We start from the raw sequence: 14,202 nt of genomic DNA, 5'->3' as shown, positions 1-14,202 counted from the left end.
ACCCAAGGAGTCCGTGATGTCCCACCCCATGCTTCGCCTCACGAGATCACAGGCCCGGACCGCCGGTGCGGTCGTGGCCGCTGCCTGCCTCGCCCTGACCACCGCCTGCGGCGCGGGCGGAACCGCCTCCGGCAAGGGCAAGATCGTCGAGGACGCCGGACCGCCCCAGGACGGCGGCATCCTGCACACCGCGGCCACCGCCGACGCGCCTTCGCTGGACATCCAGAAGGAGGCGTCCTACATGACCCACGTCGCGGTCGGGACGGTCTACAGCCGCCTGGTCGCGCCGAAGACCGGCAAGGACGTCACGTACGGCTCGAGCGAGCTCGAGGGCGACCTGGCTGAGAAGTGGTCGAAGTCGGAGGACCTGAAGACCTGGACCTTCAACCTGCGTCAGGGCGTCAAGTTCCACGACAAGCCCCCGGTCAACGGCCGCGAGTTCACCTCGGCCGACGTCAAGTGCACCGTCGACCGGATCAAGACCCTGCCCGGCCACCAGCTCGGACTGGTCGCCGGCGTCACGAAGGTGGGGACCCCGGACCCCTACACCGTGGCCTTCACGCTCGCGTCGGCGAACACCGCCTTCGACCAGACGATGGCCAACCCGTTCATGGCGATCCTTCCCTGCGAGGGCACCAAGGGCGAGTTCAACCTGGCCGAGGAGGCGATCGGCACCGGCCCGTTCGTCCTGAAGAGCTGGAAGCGCGACCAGGAGCGCGTGATGGAGAAGAACCCCGACTACTTCATCGAGGGTCTCCCCCACCTGGACGGCATCCAGACCACCGTGCTCCCCGACGCCCAGGCCCAGATCGCCGCGCTGCGCAGCGGCAAGCTCGACATGATCGCCTCGCTCTCCACCGAGAAGCGCCAGGTCGACCAGCTCCTCAGCCAGATCGACGGGCTGCAGCTGCGTACGGAGAAGGGGATCACCCAGACCCGGGTCTTCATGAACGCCGAGAAGGGGCCGTTCAGCAAGCTGGAGGTCCGCCGCGCCGTCGCGCACGCGATCGACAAGGAGGGGATGATCAAGGCCCTGAGATCGGGCGGGACGCTCACCGGTCCCATCTCGCCGACCCTCTTCGGGGCTCTGCCCCAGGACGAGGTCGACGGGCTGCTGGAGTACGACCCCGAGAAGGCCAAGAAGCTCCTGGCAGACGCCGGCTACCCCGACGGCTTCTCCGCCGACCTGGTCGCCACCGACGGCTACGGCGAGACCATCCTGCGCGAGGCCCAGTGGGTCCAGGAGGACCTCGCCAAGATCGGCATCAAGCTGACCATCGACCAGCAGGACTACGCCACCTACGTCAGCTCGACCTGGCCCGAGACGAAGTACGACATCATGTACGGCCTGCAGACCCCGATGCTGACAGCCGACGAGTACCTCACCTCGGAGTACACCAGCACCGGCACCCGCAACTGGTCGAAGGTCAACGACCCGGAGCTCGACAAGATGGTCGCCGCCCAGCGCGTCATCACCGACGAGGCACAGCGGGAGAAGGCGCTGCAGGACATCGAGCGCTACATCATGGAGAACGTCTCCACGCCGCTGCCGCTGTACGCCTACGACACCCAGACGCTCTACTCGGGCAAGGTCCACGACTACTACCCGCACCCGGACTACTCCTCCCGCGAGCTCCAAGACGTCTGGATGGAGCAGGAGTGAGCAGCGGCCCTCCCGTCCAGGATGAGCACCGCCGGGACGACTCCTGCCGCATCGACGCGATCTGGGACGTCGGCGGGGCCCCGCCTCGACCCGGGGAGCCGGTGGAGGTCACCGGTGGCGTCCACCTGCTGCTCGCGCCGAACGCCAACCACTGGACGTACGAGGGCACCAACACCTGGATCGTCGTCGGGGAAGGTCGGGCCGTGGTCATCGACCCCGGTCCGACCGACCCCGAGCACCTGGACCGGATCGACGAGGTGGTGCGCGGGGCGGGTGCCCGCGTCGAGACGATCCTGCTCAGCCACCATCACGGCGACCACTCCCAGGCCGCGCATGCGGTGGCCGAGCGCTGGCAGGCCGCCATCAGGCCACGGGTCCAGCACGGGATCATCCCCGACGGGACCCGGATCGACCTGGGCCGACGCACCGAGATCCGCACTCTCGCCACCCCCGGGCACACCTCGGACGGGGTGAGCTTCTCGCTCGGCGACCGCCGCGTGATGCTCACCGGGGACACCGTGCTGGCCCGGTTCAACCCCTACATCTCGCACCCCGACGGCACCATCGCGGACATGCTCGGCTCGATGGCCCGGATCGCCGAGCTGGTCGACGACGACTGGATCCTCCTGCCGGGGCACGGGCCGGCGGTGCGTGAGCCCACGACGTACCTGCGTGCTCGGATCGCCGACCGGCAGCGACGGATCGACCAGGTGGCCGCGCTGCTGGCCGACGGCGTCGCCCGCGAGCACGTCTCCGACCACGTCTACGCCAAGGTCGACGACCAACGTCGTCCGGCCGCCAGGGCCTCGGTCGAGGCCATCCTCCATTACCTCGACACCCGCGCACCGCGGAAGCGGGAGAAGGGCAGCACCAGATGAGGCAGCACACCATGAGAACGGCAACTCCCGAGGTCTCCCCGCAGGCGCGGTTCGCGCCACGGGCGACACCGGAGACCCAGCCGTACTGGGACGCCACGGCCGCCGGCAGGCTCGATCTGCCGAAGTGCCGTCCCTGCGACCAGGTCTTCTTCTATCCGCGCTCCTCCTGCCCGCGGTGCGGATCCACCGATCTCGAGTGGGTCACCTGCTCGGGCAGGGGCATGCTGCACACCTACATCGTGTCCCACCGTCCCGCACCGGGCTTCCCGGTGCCGACAGTGATCGCCGTGGTCGAGCTCGACGAGGGGCCACGGATGATGACCAACCTGGTCGATGCGGATCCGGACGAGCTCGAGCTCGACATGCCGGTGGAGGTCCGCTTCGAGCAGCGCACGGACGTCGCCGTGCCCGTCTTCGCCCCGATGAAGGAGAACGCGCGATGAGCCGCGACGTCGTCATCATGGGTGCCGCCGAGACCGACATCGGCAAGCTGCCCACCACCTCGACCCTCGAGCTGCACGTCGAGGGCGCCCGCCGGGCCCTCGCGGACGCGAATCTGACCAAGGACCAGGTCGACGGCATCGCCTCGGTCTCCGTCCCCGGCCCGATCCAGGTCGCACACAGCCTGGGGATCACTCCGACCTATGTCGACGGCACCGGCGTCGGCGGCGCCTCGTTCCTCTTCCACGTACGTCACGCGACAGCGGCGATCAAGGCGGGCTACGCCGACGTCGTGCTGGTGACCCACGGCGAGTCCGGCCGGTCCCGGGTGGGCGCACCGATGCACCCCCGCGCCAACGACTCGGTGATGGCGCAGTTCGAGATGCCGTACGGGATCACCGGTCCGCCGACGAGCTTCACCGTGCCCGCCCGAAGGTTCCTGCACGAGACCGACAACACCCTCGAGCAGCTCGCCGAGGTCGCGGTCGCGCAGCGGCGCTGGGCCGCCCGCAACCCTCGGGCGATGTTCCGCGATGAGATCAGCGTCGACGACGTCCTCGGCGCCAAGATGATCGCGGACCCGTTCACCCTGCTGATGTGCTGCCTGGTGACCGACGGCGGCGGCGCCCTGGTCGTGGCCTCCCGCGAGTTCGCCGAGGCGCACGGGAGCGACAAGCCGCTGGTCCACATCCTCGGCACCGGCGAGGCGGCGACGACGCCGCTGATCTCGCAGATGGAGGACATGACCCGCTGCAAGCAGTTCACCCTGTCCAGCCAGGCGGCGTTCAAGGAGTCGGGCACCTCCCAGGCCGACATCGACCACCTGATGATCTACGACGCCTTCGCCCACGTGCCCCTCTACGGCCTGGAGGACATGGGCTTCGTCGGCCGCGGGGAGTCGGGTGCGTTCGTCGCCGAGGGCAACACCTCCCCCGGCGGGTCGCTGCCGCTGAACACCAACGGCGGCGGCATGTCCTACACCCACACCGGCATGTACGGGATGTTCGCGATCCAGGAGTCCGTACGCCAGCTGCGCGGCGAGGCCGCCGCGCAGGTCGACGACGTCGCCACCAGCCTCGTGCTCGGCAACGGCGGCATGTTCATGAGCGCGGCGACCCTGATCCTCGCCAACCGGCCCTGAACCGGCCCTGAACCGGCCCTCAACCAGCACTGACCCACCACCCGAAGGAGCAGACCTATGGCAAGCACCGACCGACAGGTAGTCATCATCACCGGCGCCGGCCGCGGCCTCGGCCGCGCACATGCGCTCGAGTTCGCCCGCCGGGGCGCCGCCGTCGTCGTCAACGACCTCGGCGCCGGACTCGACGGCACCGGCAAGGCCGACGACCCCGCGCAGCAGGTCGTCGAGGAGGTACGCGCGCTCGGCGGCGAGGCGATCGCCAACGGCAGCGACATCAGCGACCCGGAGGGCGCCCAGAAGCTGTTCCAGGACGCCCTCAACGAGTGGGGCAGGGTCGACGTACTGGTCAACAACGCCGGGATCCTGCGCGACCGGATGCTGGTCAACATGTCGATCGACGAGTGGGACGCGGTCGTCAAGGTCCATCTGCGTGGCACGTTCGCGCCGATGAGCGTGGCCGCCCAGCACTGGCGCGAGCTGTCCAAGCAGGGTGAGGACGTGGACGCCCGGATCATCAACACCACCTCCTCCTCGGGCATCTACGGCAACCCGGGGCAGATCAACTACGGCGCCGCCAAGGCCGGCATCGCGGCGATGACCGTCATCGCCGCCCAGGAGCTGCGCCGCTACGGCATCACCGTGAACGCGATCGCCCCGGCGGCGCTGACCCGGATGACCGAGAACCTCAACCCCAACCAGCCCCAGGTGGCCGAGGGTGAGTGGAACCCGGGCGCACCGGAGAACGTCTCCCCCGTGGTGGCCTGGCTGGCCTCTCCGAACGCGCGCCAGGTGACCGGTCGCGTCTTCAACGTACGCGGAGGGCACGTGAGCGTGGCCGAGGGCTGGGTCGCCGGCCCGACCGAGGAGAAGGAGGGCCCCTGGACGGTCGACGAGCTCGATGTCGTGCTGCCCAGCATGATCGCGGGGGCCCGGGCGAACTCGCTCACCAGCGGAAGGACGCCGGAGGCATGAGTCTCGACCAGTCAGTCATCGGCATACGTTCCGAGCCCGAGGAGCGGTCCTGGACCGGTGCCGACACGCTGTTGTACGCCCTCGGCGTCGGCGCCGGGCACGACGACCCGCTGAGCGACCTGAGCTACACCAGTGAGCACGGGGACGACGCGTGCCCGGAGCAGAAGGTGCTGCCGACGTTCGGGGTGATGGTCACCTGGGGCGCCAGGCGTGGCGGGAGGAGGATGGGCGACTTCAACCCGGCCATGCTCGTCCACGCCGAGCAGGAGGTCGTCCTGCACCGGCCCCTGACCGCCGAAGGCACCGTCTCGCTCACGTCCCAGGTGACCGGCATGTACGACAAGGGCTCGGGAGCCCTGGTCGCGAGCGAGGCCCAGGCGGTCGATCCGGCGACGGGCGAAGCCGTCGTGACCACGCGCAGCTCCGTGTTCATCCGGGGCGAGGGCGGGTTCGGAGGTGACCCGGGCCCCAGGGTCGCCTCACCGATCCCCGAGCGCGACCCCGACGAGCTGGTGACGATGCCGACCTGGCCCGGCCAGGCCCTGCTCTACCGGCTCAGCGGCGACCGCAACCCGCTGCACTCGGACCCGCGCTTCTCCGCGCGAGGCGGGTTCGAGCGCCCGATCCTGCACGGTCTGTGCACCTACGGGGTCACCGGCCGGGCGCTGATCGGCACGATCGCAGGTGGCGACGGGGACGCGATGGCCTCGATGGCCGGCCGGTTCTCCTCGCCGGTCCTTCCCGGCGAGACCCTGCAGGTCGCGATGTGGCGGGTCGATGAGGGGACGTCCGCCTTCCAGACCCGGAAGGAGGACGGCACCGTGGTCATCGACCGCGGGCTGGCCACATGGCGCTGATCCTCGAAAGCCCTCCGGGAGCTACTCGGCCGCCTGAGCCGCGGGCTCGGCGACCTCCCCGACGAAGAGCCGTTGGGCCAAGGCGATCGCGTGCCGAGACACCCGCCGCGCCTGGCGCTTGGTCTCGCACGCGGCCGTCATCCGGGCCGCCTCGCCGATGAGCGCGGTCAGGATCGCACCGAGCAGCTGGTTCTCTTCGCTGACGCCGAGGCCGAGCACCTGCAGGTTGCGGCGGATCCACTCGATGTTGCGGCGGCGGCGCATCATCTCGAAGCCTGGCGGGCCGTCGCCGGCGTAGAAGACGGGCAGCAGCTCCCGGTCCTCCCAGACCGCGTCGAGGTAGGCCAGGGCACCTGCCTCGAACTGGTCGAGCGGGGCCTCGACGCCGCTCTTGCGCGCCTTCGCGACGCTGGCGGCCGCCGCGGCGGCCAGCCGGTCGACGTACTCCTCCCACAGGGCGAGGTAGAGCTGCTCCTTGCCACCGAAGTGGTGGTAGACGCTCCCGACGCTGGAGCCGGCACGGGCCACCACGTCGGAGACGCTGGCCACGGCGTAGCCCTTCTCCGCGAAGACCTCGCGCGAGGCGTCCAGGAGCTGACGGCGCGTCTCCTCGGTCTTCGCCCAGCGACGCCCTCCCGGGCGCTGCGATTCGACCTCTAGGGCCATCGTTCACTCCTCGTCGTGGTGCCGGGATCTTCTCACAATATGCGCAATTCCTCTTGACGACGAACCGCTACTGCGTGACTCTTCTCATAGTCCATTCTAGAAAACGATTCTAGAAACTCACTCTAACCGAAGGAGCGGGCAATGATCGACTTCGCGCTGGGAGAAGAGCATCGAGCAGTCAAGGAGGCCGTGCGCCAGTTCGTCACCAAGGAGGTGATGCCGCTGGAGGACCAGGTCCTCATCAACGAGCGCAACGGCCGTCCTGCGCTCGAGCCGGGACAGCTCAAGGACCTGCAGGCCAAGGCCCGCAAGTACGGCTACTGGGGGATCAACACCCCGGAGGAGTACGGCGGCATGGCCGCGGGAGCGGTGATGTCGGCGATCATCGCGGGTGAGGCCGGCCGCACCTACGTGCCGTTCCGCTTCGGCGGCAGCGCGGACAACATCCTCTACGCCGGTACCGAGGAGCAGAAGCAGGAGTACCTCATCCCGACCATCGAGGGTGAGCGCCGCAGCTGCTTCGCGATCACCGAGCCCGGTGCTGGCTCCGACGCCCGCAGCATCCGGTCCAGAGCGGTCCGTGACGGCGACGACTGGGTGATCAACGGCGAGAAGGTCTTCATCACCAACGGCAACGAGGCCGACTTCGTGATGGTCTTCGCCGTCACCGACCCGGAGAAGGGCGCCGACGGCGGCGTCACCTGCTTCCTGGTCGACCGGGCGATGGGCTGGGAGTCCACGCCCATCCCGACCATGGGTGAGTGGGGCCCGGCGGCGCTCAGCTTCCAGGACGTACGCGTCCCGAACGACCACATCCTCGGCGAGGAGGGCAAGGGCTTCGAGCTGGCGATGCAGTGGATCGGCAACGGTCGCTTCATGATCCCGGCCGGGGCGATCGGGGCCGCGGAGCGGATGCTCGAGATGGCGATCGAGCACGCCAACAACCGTCACTCGATGGGCCAGCCGATCGCCAACTACCAGTTCATCCAGGGACACATCGCCGACAGCGCGGTCGAGCTGGAGGCCGCCCGCTGGCTGACCCTCCATGCCGCCTGGCAGGTCGAGAACAAGATGGACGCCCGCCATGTTTCGTCCATCGCGAAGCTGTACGGCACCAACATGGCCAACCGCGTCGTCGACCGCGTCCTCCAGATCCACGGCGGGATGGGCTACACCAAGGAGCTCCCGCTGGAGCGCTGGTACCGCGAGCTGCGCCTGCTCCGCATCTTCGAGGGCACCGACGAGATCCAGCGCCGCACCATCGCCCGAAACCTGCTCAAGGGCAACGTCAAGGTGGGAGCGTCGTTGGCATGAGCATCCTCGACGCCGACCGGCTGCAGGAGTTCTTCCGCCCGAAGTCGGTCGCCCTGGTGGGGGCGACCGACAAGTCGGGCTGGTCGCTGAGCACCTACAACAACCTTCTCCAGCACGGCTTCTCCGGTGACGTGCATCTGGTGAACCCCAAGACGCCTGTCGTCCACGGTGTCGAGACCCACCGCAGCCTCTCCGCCATCCCGGGGCCGGTCGACCTCGCCTACGTCATGACGCCGATCGAGGTCGTACCGCTGGTCCTGGAGGAGGGTGCGGCTCGCGGCATCCGGAACTACGTCATCCTCACCGCCGGCTACGGAGAGGTCGGTGAGGAGGGCGCGATCCGAGAGCAGGAGGTCGCCGACATCGCCCGCAGGCACGACCTGACCGTCCTCGGCCCCAACGGGAACGGGTTCATCAACGCGGCCGACTCGATCACGCCGTACGGGCTGCCCATCCCTCCGCCGCTCCTGGGTGGTTCCGTCGGGGTCGTGCTGCAGAGCGGTGCGCTGGCCAGCAACGTGCTGGCCTTCGCCCAGGCCCGCAACATCGGGATCTCGCTCCTGGTCTCGATGGGCAACGAGACCGCGATGTCGGTGACCGACGTGATGAACGCGCTGGTCGACTCCCCGAGCACCAAGGTGATCGCGCTCTTCCTGGAGAGCATCCGGCACCCGGACGAGTTCGCCGACATCGCCCGGCGTGCGCTGGCGGCGGGCAAGCCGATCGTGGCTCTCAAGATCGGCCGTAGCGCCAAGGCTTCCCGGACCGCCCAGGCCCACACGGGGGCGCTGGTCGGTGACGACAGGACCGTCGACGCCGCCTTCCGTCAGCTCGGTGTGATCCGCGTGGGCTCGTTGGAGGACCTGATGGTCACCGCCGGCATGCTCGCCGAGACCGGTCCGCTCCCGGGCAACCGGATCGGCGTCGTCACCCCCTCGGGCGGCGCCTCCGAGATCATCTCCGACCGGGCCGAGGACGAAGGGCTCGACCTGCCGGAGTTCGCCGAGACGACCACGGCAGCGCTCCGGGAGGTGCTGCCGCCCTTCGCCACGCCGAACAACCCGCTCGACGTCACCGGCTACGTGCTGCTCGACCGGCAGCTCATGTCGAAGGCGCTCGGCGTCGTCGCCGCCGACCCCGGTGTCGACGTCATCATGCTGCTGCAGGACATGCCGCGGACGACACCCGACTTCGACCTCGCGGTGGAGACCTACCGGCACACGGGTGGGGTGATCCGTTCCTCGCCGAAGCCGGTCGTGATCGTGGGCAACGTCCTGATCGACGTGAGCGAGACCGGACGGGCTCTTCGGGAAGCGGCGAGCTACCCGCAGATCGCGGGTGGCATCGAGCACGGGATGACGGCGCTGGGCCACGCGGTCCGCTGGTCGCAGACCTACCGGCACCATCAGGCCGGCGCGGATGCGCCGGTCGAGGTCGAGGTGACCGTCGAGGACGGTCTGCCACCGCGCACCGGGACGTGGACCGAGCGTCCTGCATCCGCGTTCCTGGCGGCCAACGGCATCCCGATGGTGCCGTCCCGGGTGGCCACCTCCCCCGACGAGGCCGCGCGCCACGCCGAGGAGGTCGGCTTCCCCGTGGTGCTGAAGGCGGCCGCCGACGATCTGGAGCACAAGAGCGACCTCGGTGGCGTGGAGCTCGGCCTCCACGACGCGGAGTCGGTCCGCGCCGCGGCAGCACGGATCGCCGACTCGCTCGCGAAGGCCGGCCACGACGGCACCACGACCGTCGTCCAGCCGATGCGCTCAGGTGGCACGGAGCTGCTCGTCGGTGTCGTCCGCGATCCGTCGTGGGGGCTCACGCTGGCGGTCGCGATGGGTGGGATCTGGGTCGAGATCCTCGGCGACTCCCAGCTCCGCCTGCTGCCCGTCTCGGAGGCCGAGGCCCGGCGGGCCGTCGAGTCGCTGCGCAGCGCCTCCATTCTCCGGGGCGCTCGCGGCCAGGCACCGGTCGACCTGGACGCGCTCGCCGGCGTGGTGGCCAGGATCGGCGCGATCGCCGTCGCTCTCGGCGACGACCTCGAGGCGCTCGAGGTCAACCCGCTGCTGGTCTCCGGGGACCGGATCGAGGCGCTCGACGCGCTGATCACCTGGCGGAGCTGATCCGCCTCACCGGGCCCCGGGGTGCGTACAGCATCCCGGGGCCCGGTCCGCTAGGTTGCCTCCCAATCACCCCTCGAGAAGGAGCTCAGATGCCCACACCCGCCCTGCGTACGGCTCAGATGATGGCGCTCGCGTTCATGAGCATGGTCGTGGTGCTGGGGGTGGTCGTCTACCTCAGCGTCCCCGACCCCGACCTGGCGCTGCCGTCGACGTACGTCATCGGGGGTCAGGTCGTGGCCGGGGTCGTCATCGCCCTGATCCTCTCGACGATCGGGTTCCGGGCCGCCCCGATCACCCCGGGCACCGCCCCGGAGAAGGCGAAGGGCGAGGCGCTGCAGAAGCACCAGACATCGCTGATCCTCCGGCTCGCGCTCAGCGAGCTGGTCGCACTCGTCTCGATCACCCTCGCGTTCGTCCTCACCGAGGGCCAGCTGATGACGTACGTCATCGGCGGGCTCATCTCCCTGGCACTGATGGCGCTCTTCGCCTACCCCTCGGCCGGCAACGTACGCCGGGTGGAGGCCAGCCTCGACAGCGCTGGTGCGCAGTCGAGGCTGGCGGACACACTCGGCGTGATCTAGACCGTCAGGTCGATGCCCTCGGCGGCGAGCGCCTCGCGATAGGCCTCGACGTTGCGCATCTTCACGTTCTCGTAGCCGCGCACCATGTCCGGGAGCTCGGCGAGGCGAACGGCCCGGGCGTAGGACTCCTCGGTGAGGTCGGCCGCGAGGCCGGTGACCAGCGCGGAGTAGTGCGCGAGCAGGGCGCGCTCGGTCCGGCGTACGTGGGCGTGACCGAAGGGGTCCAGGAAGGTGCCGCGGAGGAACTTCAGCGTCGCCAGGAGGCGCAGGATGAAGTGCGAACGCGGGCCGAAGGTCATCTTGCCGCCCTTGAGGAACGCCCCGAAGATCGGCGGGGAGAGCTTGAAGCTGATCTTGCCCTGGACCTCGGCGCGGACGCCGTCGAGCGCGGCCGGCGCGGTGAGGAGCCGGGCGACCTCGTACTCATCCTTGTAGGCGGTGAGCTTGAACAGGTAGCGGGCGACGGCCTCGGAGAAGCGGGTGTCCTCGGTCACCGAGCGCTCGGCGGTCCAGATCCGGTCGACGGTCTCGACGTAGTCACGAGCGGTCGCCTGGTTCTGGAAGGCGACGAGCTTCGGCGCGCGGACCTCGGCGAGGCGGCGCACCTCGCCCTCGAACGTCGCGGCGTCCAGCGCCGGCACGAGGATCGGCTCGACCGGAGCGGTGGCCGTGCCGGTGACCTTGGCGAACTCCTCCGGCATCGCGACCGAGGCGCGGCCCCAGCGGAAGGCGGCGACGTTCGCGCTGACCGCGACACCGTTGATGCCGATGGCCTCCTCGATCGCCTCGGCCGGAATCGGCAGAGCGCCGGCCTGGTAGGCGGCGCCGACCAGCAGGAAGTTGGCCGCGGCGGTGTTGCCGAAGAGGGTCTCCGCCGCCGCCAGCGCGTCGAAGGCACGCAGCGAGGACGTCGCGCTGTTCACCCGGGTGAGCAGCTCGTCGTCGGCCGGGTAGGCGATGTCCTTGTCATAGACCATCGGCCCGGTCGGCGTCTTGCTGGTCGACACGACGGCGCGGGTGTGCGCCGGGTCGCCGTAGGCGAGATTCTTGCCCTCGGCCAGAGTGAGCAGGTCGAAGCCGAGCAGCGCGTCAGCCGAACCCGGGGTGACCCGGTTGGAGGGATCGATCGCTCCCGGCCCGAACCGCAGGTGCGCCGTCACCGGGCCCGCCTTCTGGCTCATCCCGACCTGGTCGAGCGACTCCACGCCGAAGCCGGCACGCAGCGCCGCCGTCGCGAGCACCTGGTTGACGGTGACGATGCCGGTGCCGCCGATGCCGGCCATGAACACGCCGTAGGTCCGCTCCAGCTCGCCGTAGCCGGGGTCCGCCACCGTCGGCGGCTCCGGGGTCGACTTCTTCGCCTTCTTGACCGTCGGGTCGGTCTCGACCGCCATGAACGAGGGGCACTCGCCCTCGACGCAGGTGTAGTCGGTGTTGCAGGAGGTCTGGTCGATGCGGGTCTTGCGGCCCAGCTCGGTCTCGACCGGCTGCACGGAGAGGCAGTTGGACTTCACGCCGCAGTCACCGCAGCCCTCGCACACGGCCTCGTTGATCACGATCCGGGTGTTGCGGGCCTCGATCGTCCCGCGCTTGCGCTGACGCCGCGCGTCGGCGGCGCAGTGCTGGTCGTAGATCAGAACGGTCACGCCCTCGACGTCGCGCAGCTCCCGCTGGGCGTCGTCGAGGCGGTCGCGGTGCCACAGGCGTACGCCTGCGGGGAAGTGGGCGCGGCGGTAGCGCTTCGGCTCGTCGGCGACGACGATGATCGCCTTGACGCCCTCGTTCATCAGCTTGTGGGTCAGCTGCGCCATCTCGACCTCGCCCTGCCGCTTCTGGGCACCGGTCATCGCGACGACGTCGTTGTGGAGCAGCTTGTAAGTGATGTTGACGTTGGCTGCCACGCAGGCCTGGATGGCCAGCTGCGCGGAGTGGAAGAAGGTGCCGTCACCGACGTTCTGGAACGTGTGGCCGGCGTGGCTGTAGGGCGCCTGCCCGATCCACTGCGAGCCCTCGCCACCCATCTGGGTGATGCCGACGACCGCGCTGTCCTCACGCTGCGAGGCGGTCACCAGGGTGTGGCAGCCGATGCCGCCACCGCCCAGGCTCCCGTCGGGGAGCGCGGTGGAACGGTTGTGCGGGCAGCCGCTGCAGAAGTAGGGGGTGCGCGAGGTCGAGAGCAGCGGCAGGTCGATCCGGGCCGGACCGGCGGCCTTCAGCTGGGCGTGGCCCTTCAGCGCGCGGCGCAGCGGCGCGAGCAGGCGGCCGGCGGTCAGCTCGCCGTCGAGCGGCACCAGCGGGACACCGTTGCGGTCCTTCTTGCCGATGATGACGGGAGCCGACGGCTCGCCGTAGAGGATCTCGCGGATGCCCTGCTCGATGAAGGAGGTCTTGTCCTCGACGACGACGATCTCCTCGAGCCCGTCGGCGAACTCCGAGACGATGGTCGGCTCGACCGGCCACATCATGCCCAGGCGCAGCACCCGGATCCCGGCGGACACCAGGTCGTCGTGGCCGAGGCCGAGGTCCTTCAGGCCCTGGCGCATCGAGTCGTAGCACGAGCCGGAGGCGACGATGCCGACCTTGGCGTTCGGTGCCTTGACCTCGATCCGGTTGAGGTGGTTCTCGGCGGCGTACGCCTTCACGACACCCATCCGGGGGCCGTAGAGCTTCGCCTCGGCGCCGACGATCCGGTCGGGGAAGAGCTCGATCTTGGTCGGCTCGTAGGTGTAGGGGACGCCGTCCCACTGGGTCTTCGGCATGACCGGGTCGAGGACGCCGATCTCCGGGTTGACCACCCAGGCGCCGTCGGCGACGTCGGCGACGATCTTGAGCGCGACGACGCAGCCGGAGGCGCGGGAGAGGGCGATGCCCTCCATGCCGTACTCGACGATCTCGGAGGCGTTGCGCGGGAACAGCACCGGGATGCCGAGGCTCGCCAGGGTCCGCTCGCTCACGGCCGGCACGGTCGAGGACTTCGCGGCCGGGTCGTCGCCGACCAGCATCAGCATGCCGCCGGTGGGGTGGGCACCGTACATGTTGGCGTGGCGCATCGCGTCGAGCGCGCGGTCGACACCGGGGCCCTTGCCGTACCAGACGCCGGTGACCCCGTCGTAGCGCTCGGTGTCGAGGGTGACCGCGGACTGCGAGCCCCACACCGCGGTGGCGGCGAGCTCCTCGTTGAGGCCCGGGACCACGGTGATGTCGGCGTCGGCCATCTCCTTCGGCAGACCCAGCAGCAGCTGGTCGAGACCACCGAGCGGGCTGCCCGGGTAGCCGGAGATGAAGGTGCCGGTGCGCAGGCCGCGGCGCTGGTCGAGGGCACGCTGCTCGACGAGCATCCGCGCGATCGCCTGGATCCCGGTGAGCAACACCGGGCCGGCTCCGACTCGATAGCGGTCTGCCAGGTCATAGGCCTCGAACGAGGTCCCGGGCTCGAACACTGCGGTCATAGGTGTGACTCCTCAATCTGCCGGGCGGCGCTGGTGGTCCGTCTGGAGTGTTGGTCGGGACCGCCCGGGTGGGGGCTGTCCCAATCGGCCACCCGCAGGGTGTGCGGGTGGCCTGGGTCA

General features: G+C 69.8%; 11 protein-coding genes. 9 read left to right on the top strand and 2 right to left on the bottom strand.

The features are described from left to right. Positions 1-16: 16 nt before the first annotated feature. Genes ACFV9G_RS14750 through ACFV9G_RS14725 form a run of 6 tightly spaced genes read left to right on the top strand, consistent with a single transcriptional unit; the run spans position 17 to position 5,952 of the window. On the top strand, positions 17-1,663 hold the full coding sequence (locus ACFV9G_RS14750; protein WP_378728218.1) for an ABC transporter substrate-binding protein: 1,647 nt from the start codon (positions 17-19) through the stop codon (positions 1,661-1,663). After that, a complete protein-coding gene (locus ACFV9G_RS14745) occupies positions 1,660-2,541 on the top strand; it encodes an MBL fold metallo-hydrolase (RefSeq protein WP_378728217.1) in 882 nt (293 codons plus the stop codon). Before ACFV9G_RS14750 ends, ACFV9G_RS14745 begins: the two co-directional genes overlap by 4 nt. An 11-nt stretch (positions 2,542-2,552) precedes the next feature. Next, entirely contained in the window at positions 2,553-2,984 is a 432-nt protein-coding gene (locus ACFV9G_RS14740; RefSeq protein WP_378728216.1) for a Zn-ribbon domain-containing OB-fold protein, read from the top strand. After that, the gene (locus tag ACFV9G_RS14735) at positions 2,981-4,123 is read left to right on the top strand and encodes a thiolase (protein WP_378728215.1); all 1,143 of its coding nucleotides are present in this window, start codon (positions 2,981-2,983) and stop codon (positions 4,121-4,123) included. Before ACFV9G_RS14740 ends, ACFV9G_RS14735 begins: the two co-directional genes overlap by 4 nt. Positions 4,124-4,180: 57 nt before the next feature. Then, complete coding sequence (locus ACFV9G_RS14730) at positions 4,181-5,095, top strand: SDR family oxidoreductase (RefSeq protein WP_378728214.1); 915 nt, start codon at positions 4,181-4,183, stop codon at positions 5,093-5,095. Next, on the top strand, positions 5,092-5,952 hold the full coding sequence (locus tag ACFV9G_RS14725; RefSeq protein ID WP_378728213.1) for a MaoC/PaaZ C-terminal domain-containing protein: 861 nt from the start codon (positions 5,092-5,094) through the stop codon (positions 5,950-5,952). Before ACFV9G_RS14730 ends, ACFV9G_RS14725 begins: the two co-directional genes overlap by 4 nt. Before the next feature lie 21 nt (positions 5,953-5,973). Here the strand turns inward: ACFV9G_RS14725 and ACFV9G_RS14720 are convergent, their stop codons facing one another. Next, on the bottom strand, positions 5,974-6,618 hold the full coding sequence (locus tag ACFV9G_RS14720) for a TetR/AcrR family transcriptional regulator (RefSeq protein WP_378728212.1): 645 nt from the start codon (positions 6,616-6,618) through the stop codon (positions 5,974-5,976). Positions 6,619-6,759: 141 nt separating this feature from the next. Here ACFV9G_RS14720 and ACFV9G_RS14715 point away from each other — a divergent pair, with 141 nt between their 5' ends. From ACFV9G_RS14715 to ACFV9G_RS14705, 3 genes are all read left to right on the top strand, one after another. Then, the gene (locus ACFV9G_RS14715) at positions 6,760-7,932 is read left to right on the top strand and encodes an acyl-CoA dehydrogenase family protein (RefSeq protein WP_378728211.1); all 1,173 of its coding nucleotides are present in this window, start codon (positions 6,760-6,762) and stop codon (positions 7,930-7,932) included. Beyond that, the gene (locus ACFV9G_RS14710) at positions 7,929-10,052 is read left to right on the top strand and encodes an acetate--CoA ligase family protein (RefSeq protein ID WP_378728210.1); all 2,124 of its coding nucleotides are present in this window, start codon (positions 7,929-7,931) and stop codon (positions 10,050-10,052) included. The genes ACFV9G_RS14715 and ACFV9G_RS14710 overlap by 4 nt, the downstream gene beginning before the upstream one ends. A gap of 89 nt (positions 10,053-10,141) precedes the next feature. Continuing rightward, positions 10,142-10,633: a hypothetical protein gene (locus ACFV9G_RS14705; RefSeq protein WP_378728209.1), complete on the top strand. Its 492-nt coding sequence runs from the start codon at positions 10,142-10,144 to the stop codon at positions 10,631-10,633. Here the strand turns inward: ACFV9G_RS14705 and ACFV9G_RS14700 are convergent. Next, entirely contained in the window at positions 10,630-14,082 is a 3,453-nt protein-coding gene (locus ACFV9G_RS14700) for an indolepyruvate ferredoxin oxidoreductase family protein (RefSeq protein ID WP_378728208.1), read from the bottom strand. The genes ACFV9G_RS14705 and ACFV9G_RS14700 overlap by 4 nt on opposite strands. Positions 14,083-14,202 lie beyond the last annotated feature (120 nt).

The organism is Nocardioides sp. NPDC059952 (assembly GCF_042730435.1).
Taxonomy (GTDB): Bacteria; Actinomycetota; Actinomycetes; order Propionibacteriales; family Nocardioidaceae; genus Nocardioides.
Note: the sequence above shows the minus strand (reverse complement) of the source record. Positions and strands in the feature narration are given on the sequence as shown.

Coding starts and splice junctions, on each gene's coding strand:
- ACFV9G_RS14710 (WP_378728210.1), top strand. CDS start 7,929: ATGAGCATCCTCGACGCCGACCGGCTGCAGGAGTTCTTCCGCCCGAAG.
- ACFV9G_RS14730 (WP_378728214.1), top strand. CDS start 4,181: ATGGCAAGCACCGACCGACAGGTAGTCATCATCACCGGCGCCGGCCGC.
- ACFV9G_RS14735 (WP_378728215.1), top strand. CDS start 2,981: ATGAGCCGCGACGTCGTCATCATGGGTGCCGCCGAGACCGACATCGGC.
- ACFV9G_RS14705 (WP_378728209.1), top strand. CDS start 10,142: ATGCCCACACCCGCCCTGCGTACGGCTCAGATGATGGCGCTCGCGTTC.
- ACFV9G_RS14700 (WP_378728208.1), bottom strand. CDS start 14,082: ATGACCGCAGTGTTCGAGCCCGGGACCTCGTTCGAGGCCTATGACCTG.
- ACFV9G_RS14740 (WP_378728216.1), top strand. CDS start 2,553: ATGAGAACGGCAACTCCCGAGGTCTCCCCGCAGGCGCGGTTCGCGCCA.
- ACFV9G_RS14750 (WP_378728218.1), top strand. CDS start 17: ATGTCCCACCCCATGCTTCGCCTCACGAGATCACAGGCCCGGACCGCC.
- ACFV9G_RS14725 (WP_378728213.1), top strand. CDS start 5,092: ATGAGTCTCGACCAGTCAGTCATCGGCATACGTTCCGAGCCCGAGGAG.
- ACFV9G_RS14715 (WP_378728211.1), top strand. CDS start 6,760: ATGATCGACTTCGCGCTGGGAGAAGAGCATCGAGCAGTCAAGGAGGCC.
- ACFV9G_RS14720 (WP_378728212.1), bottom strand. CDS start 6,618: ATGGCCCTAGAGGTCGAATCGCAGCGCCCGGGAGGGCGTCGCTGGGCG.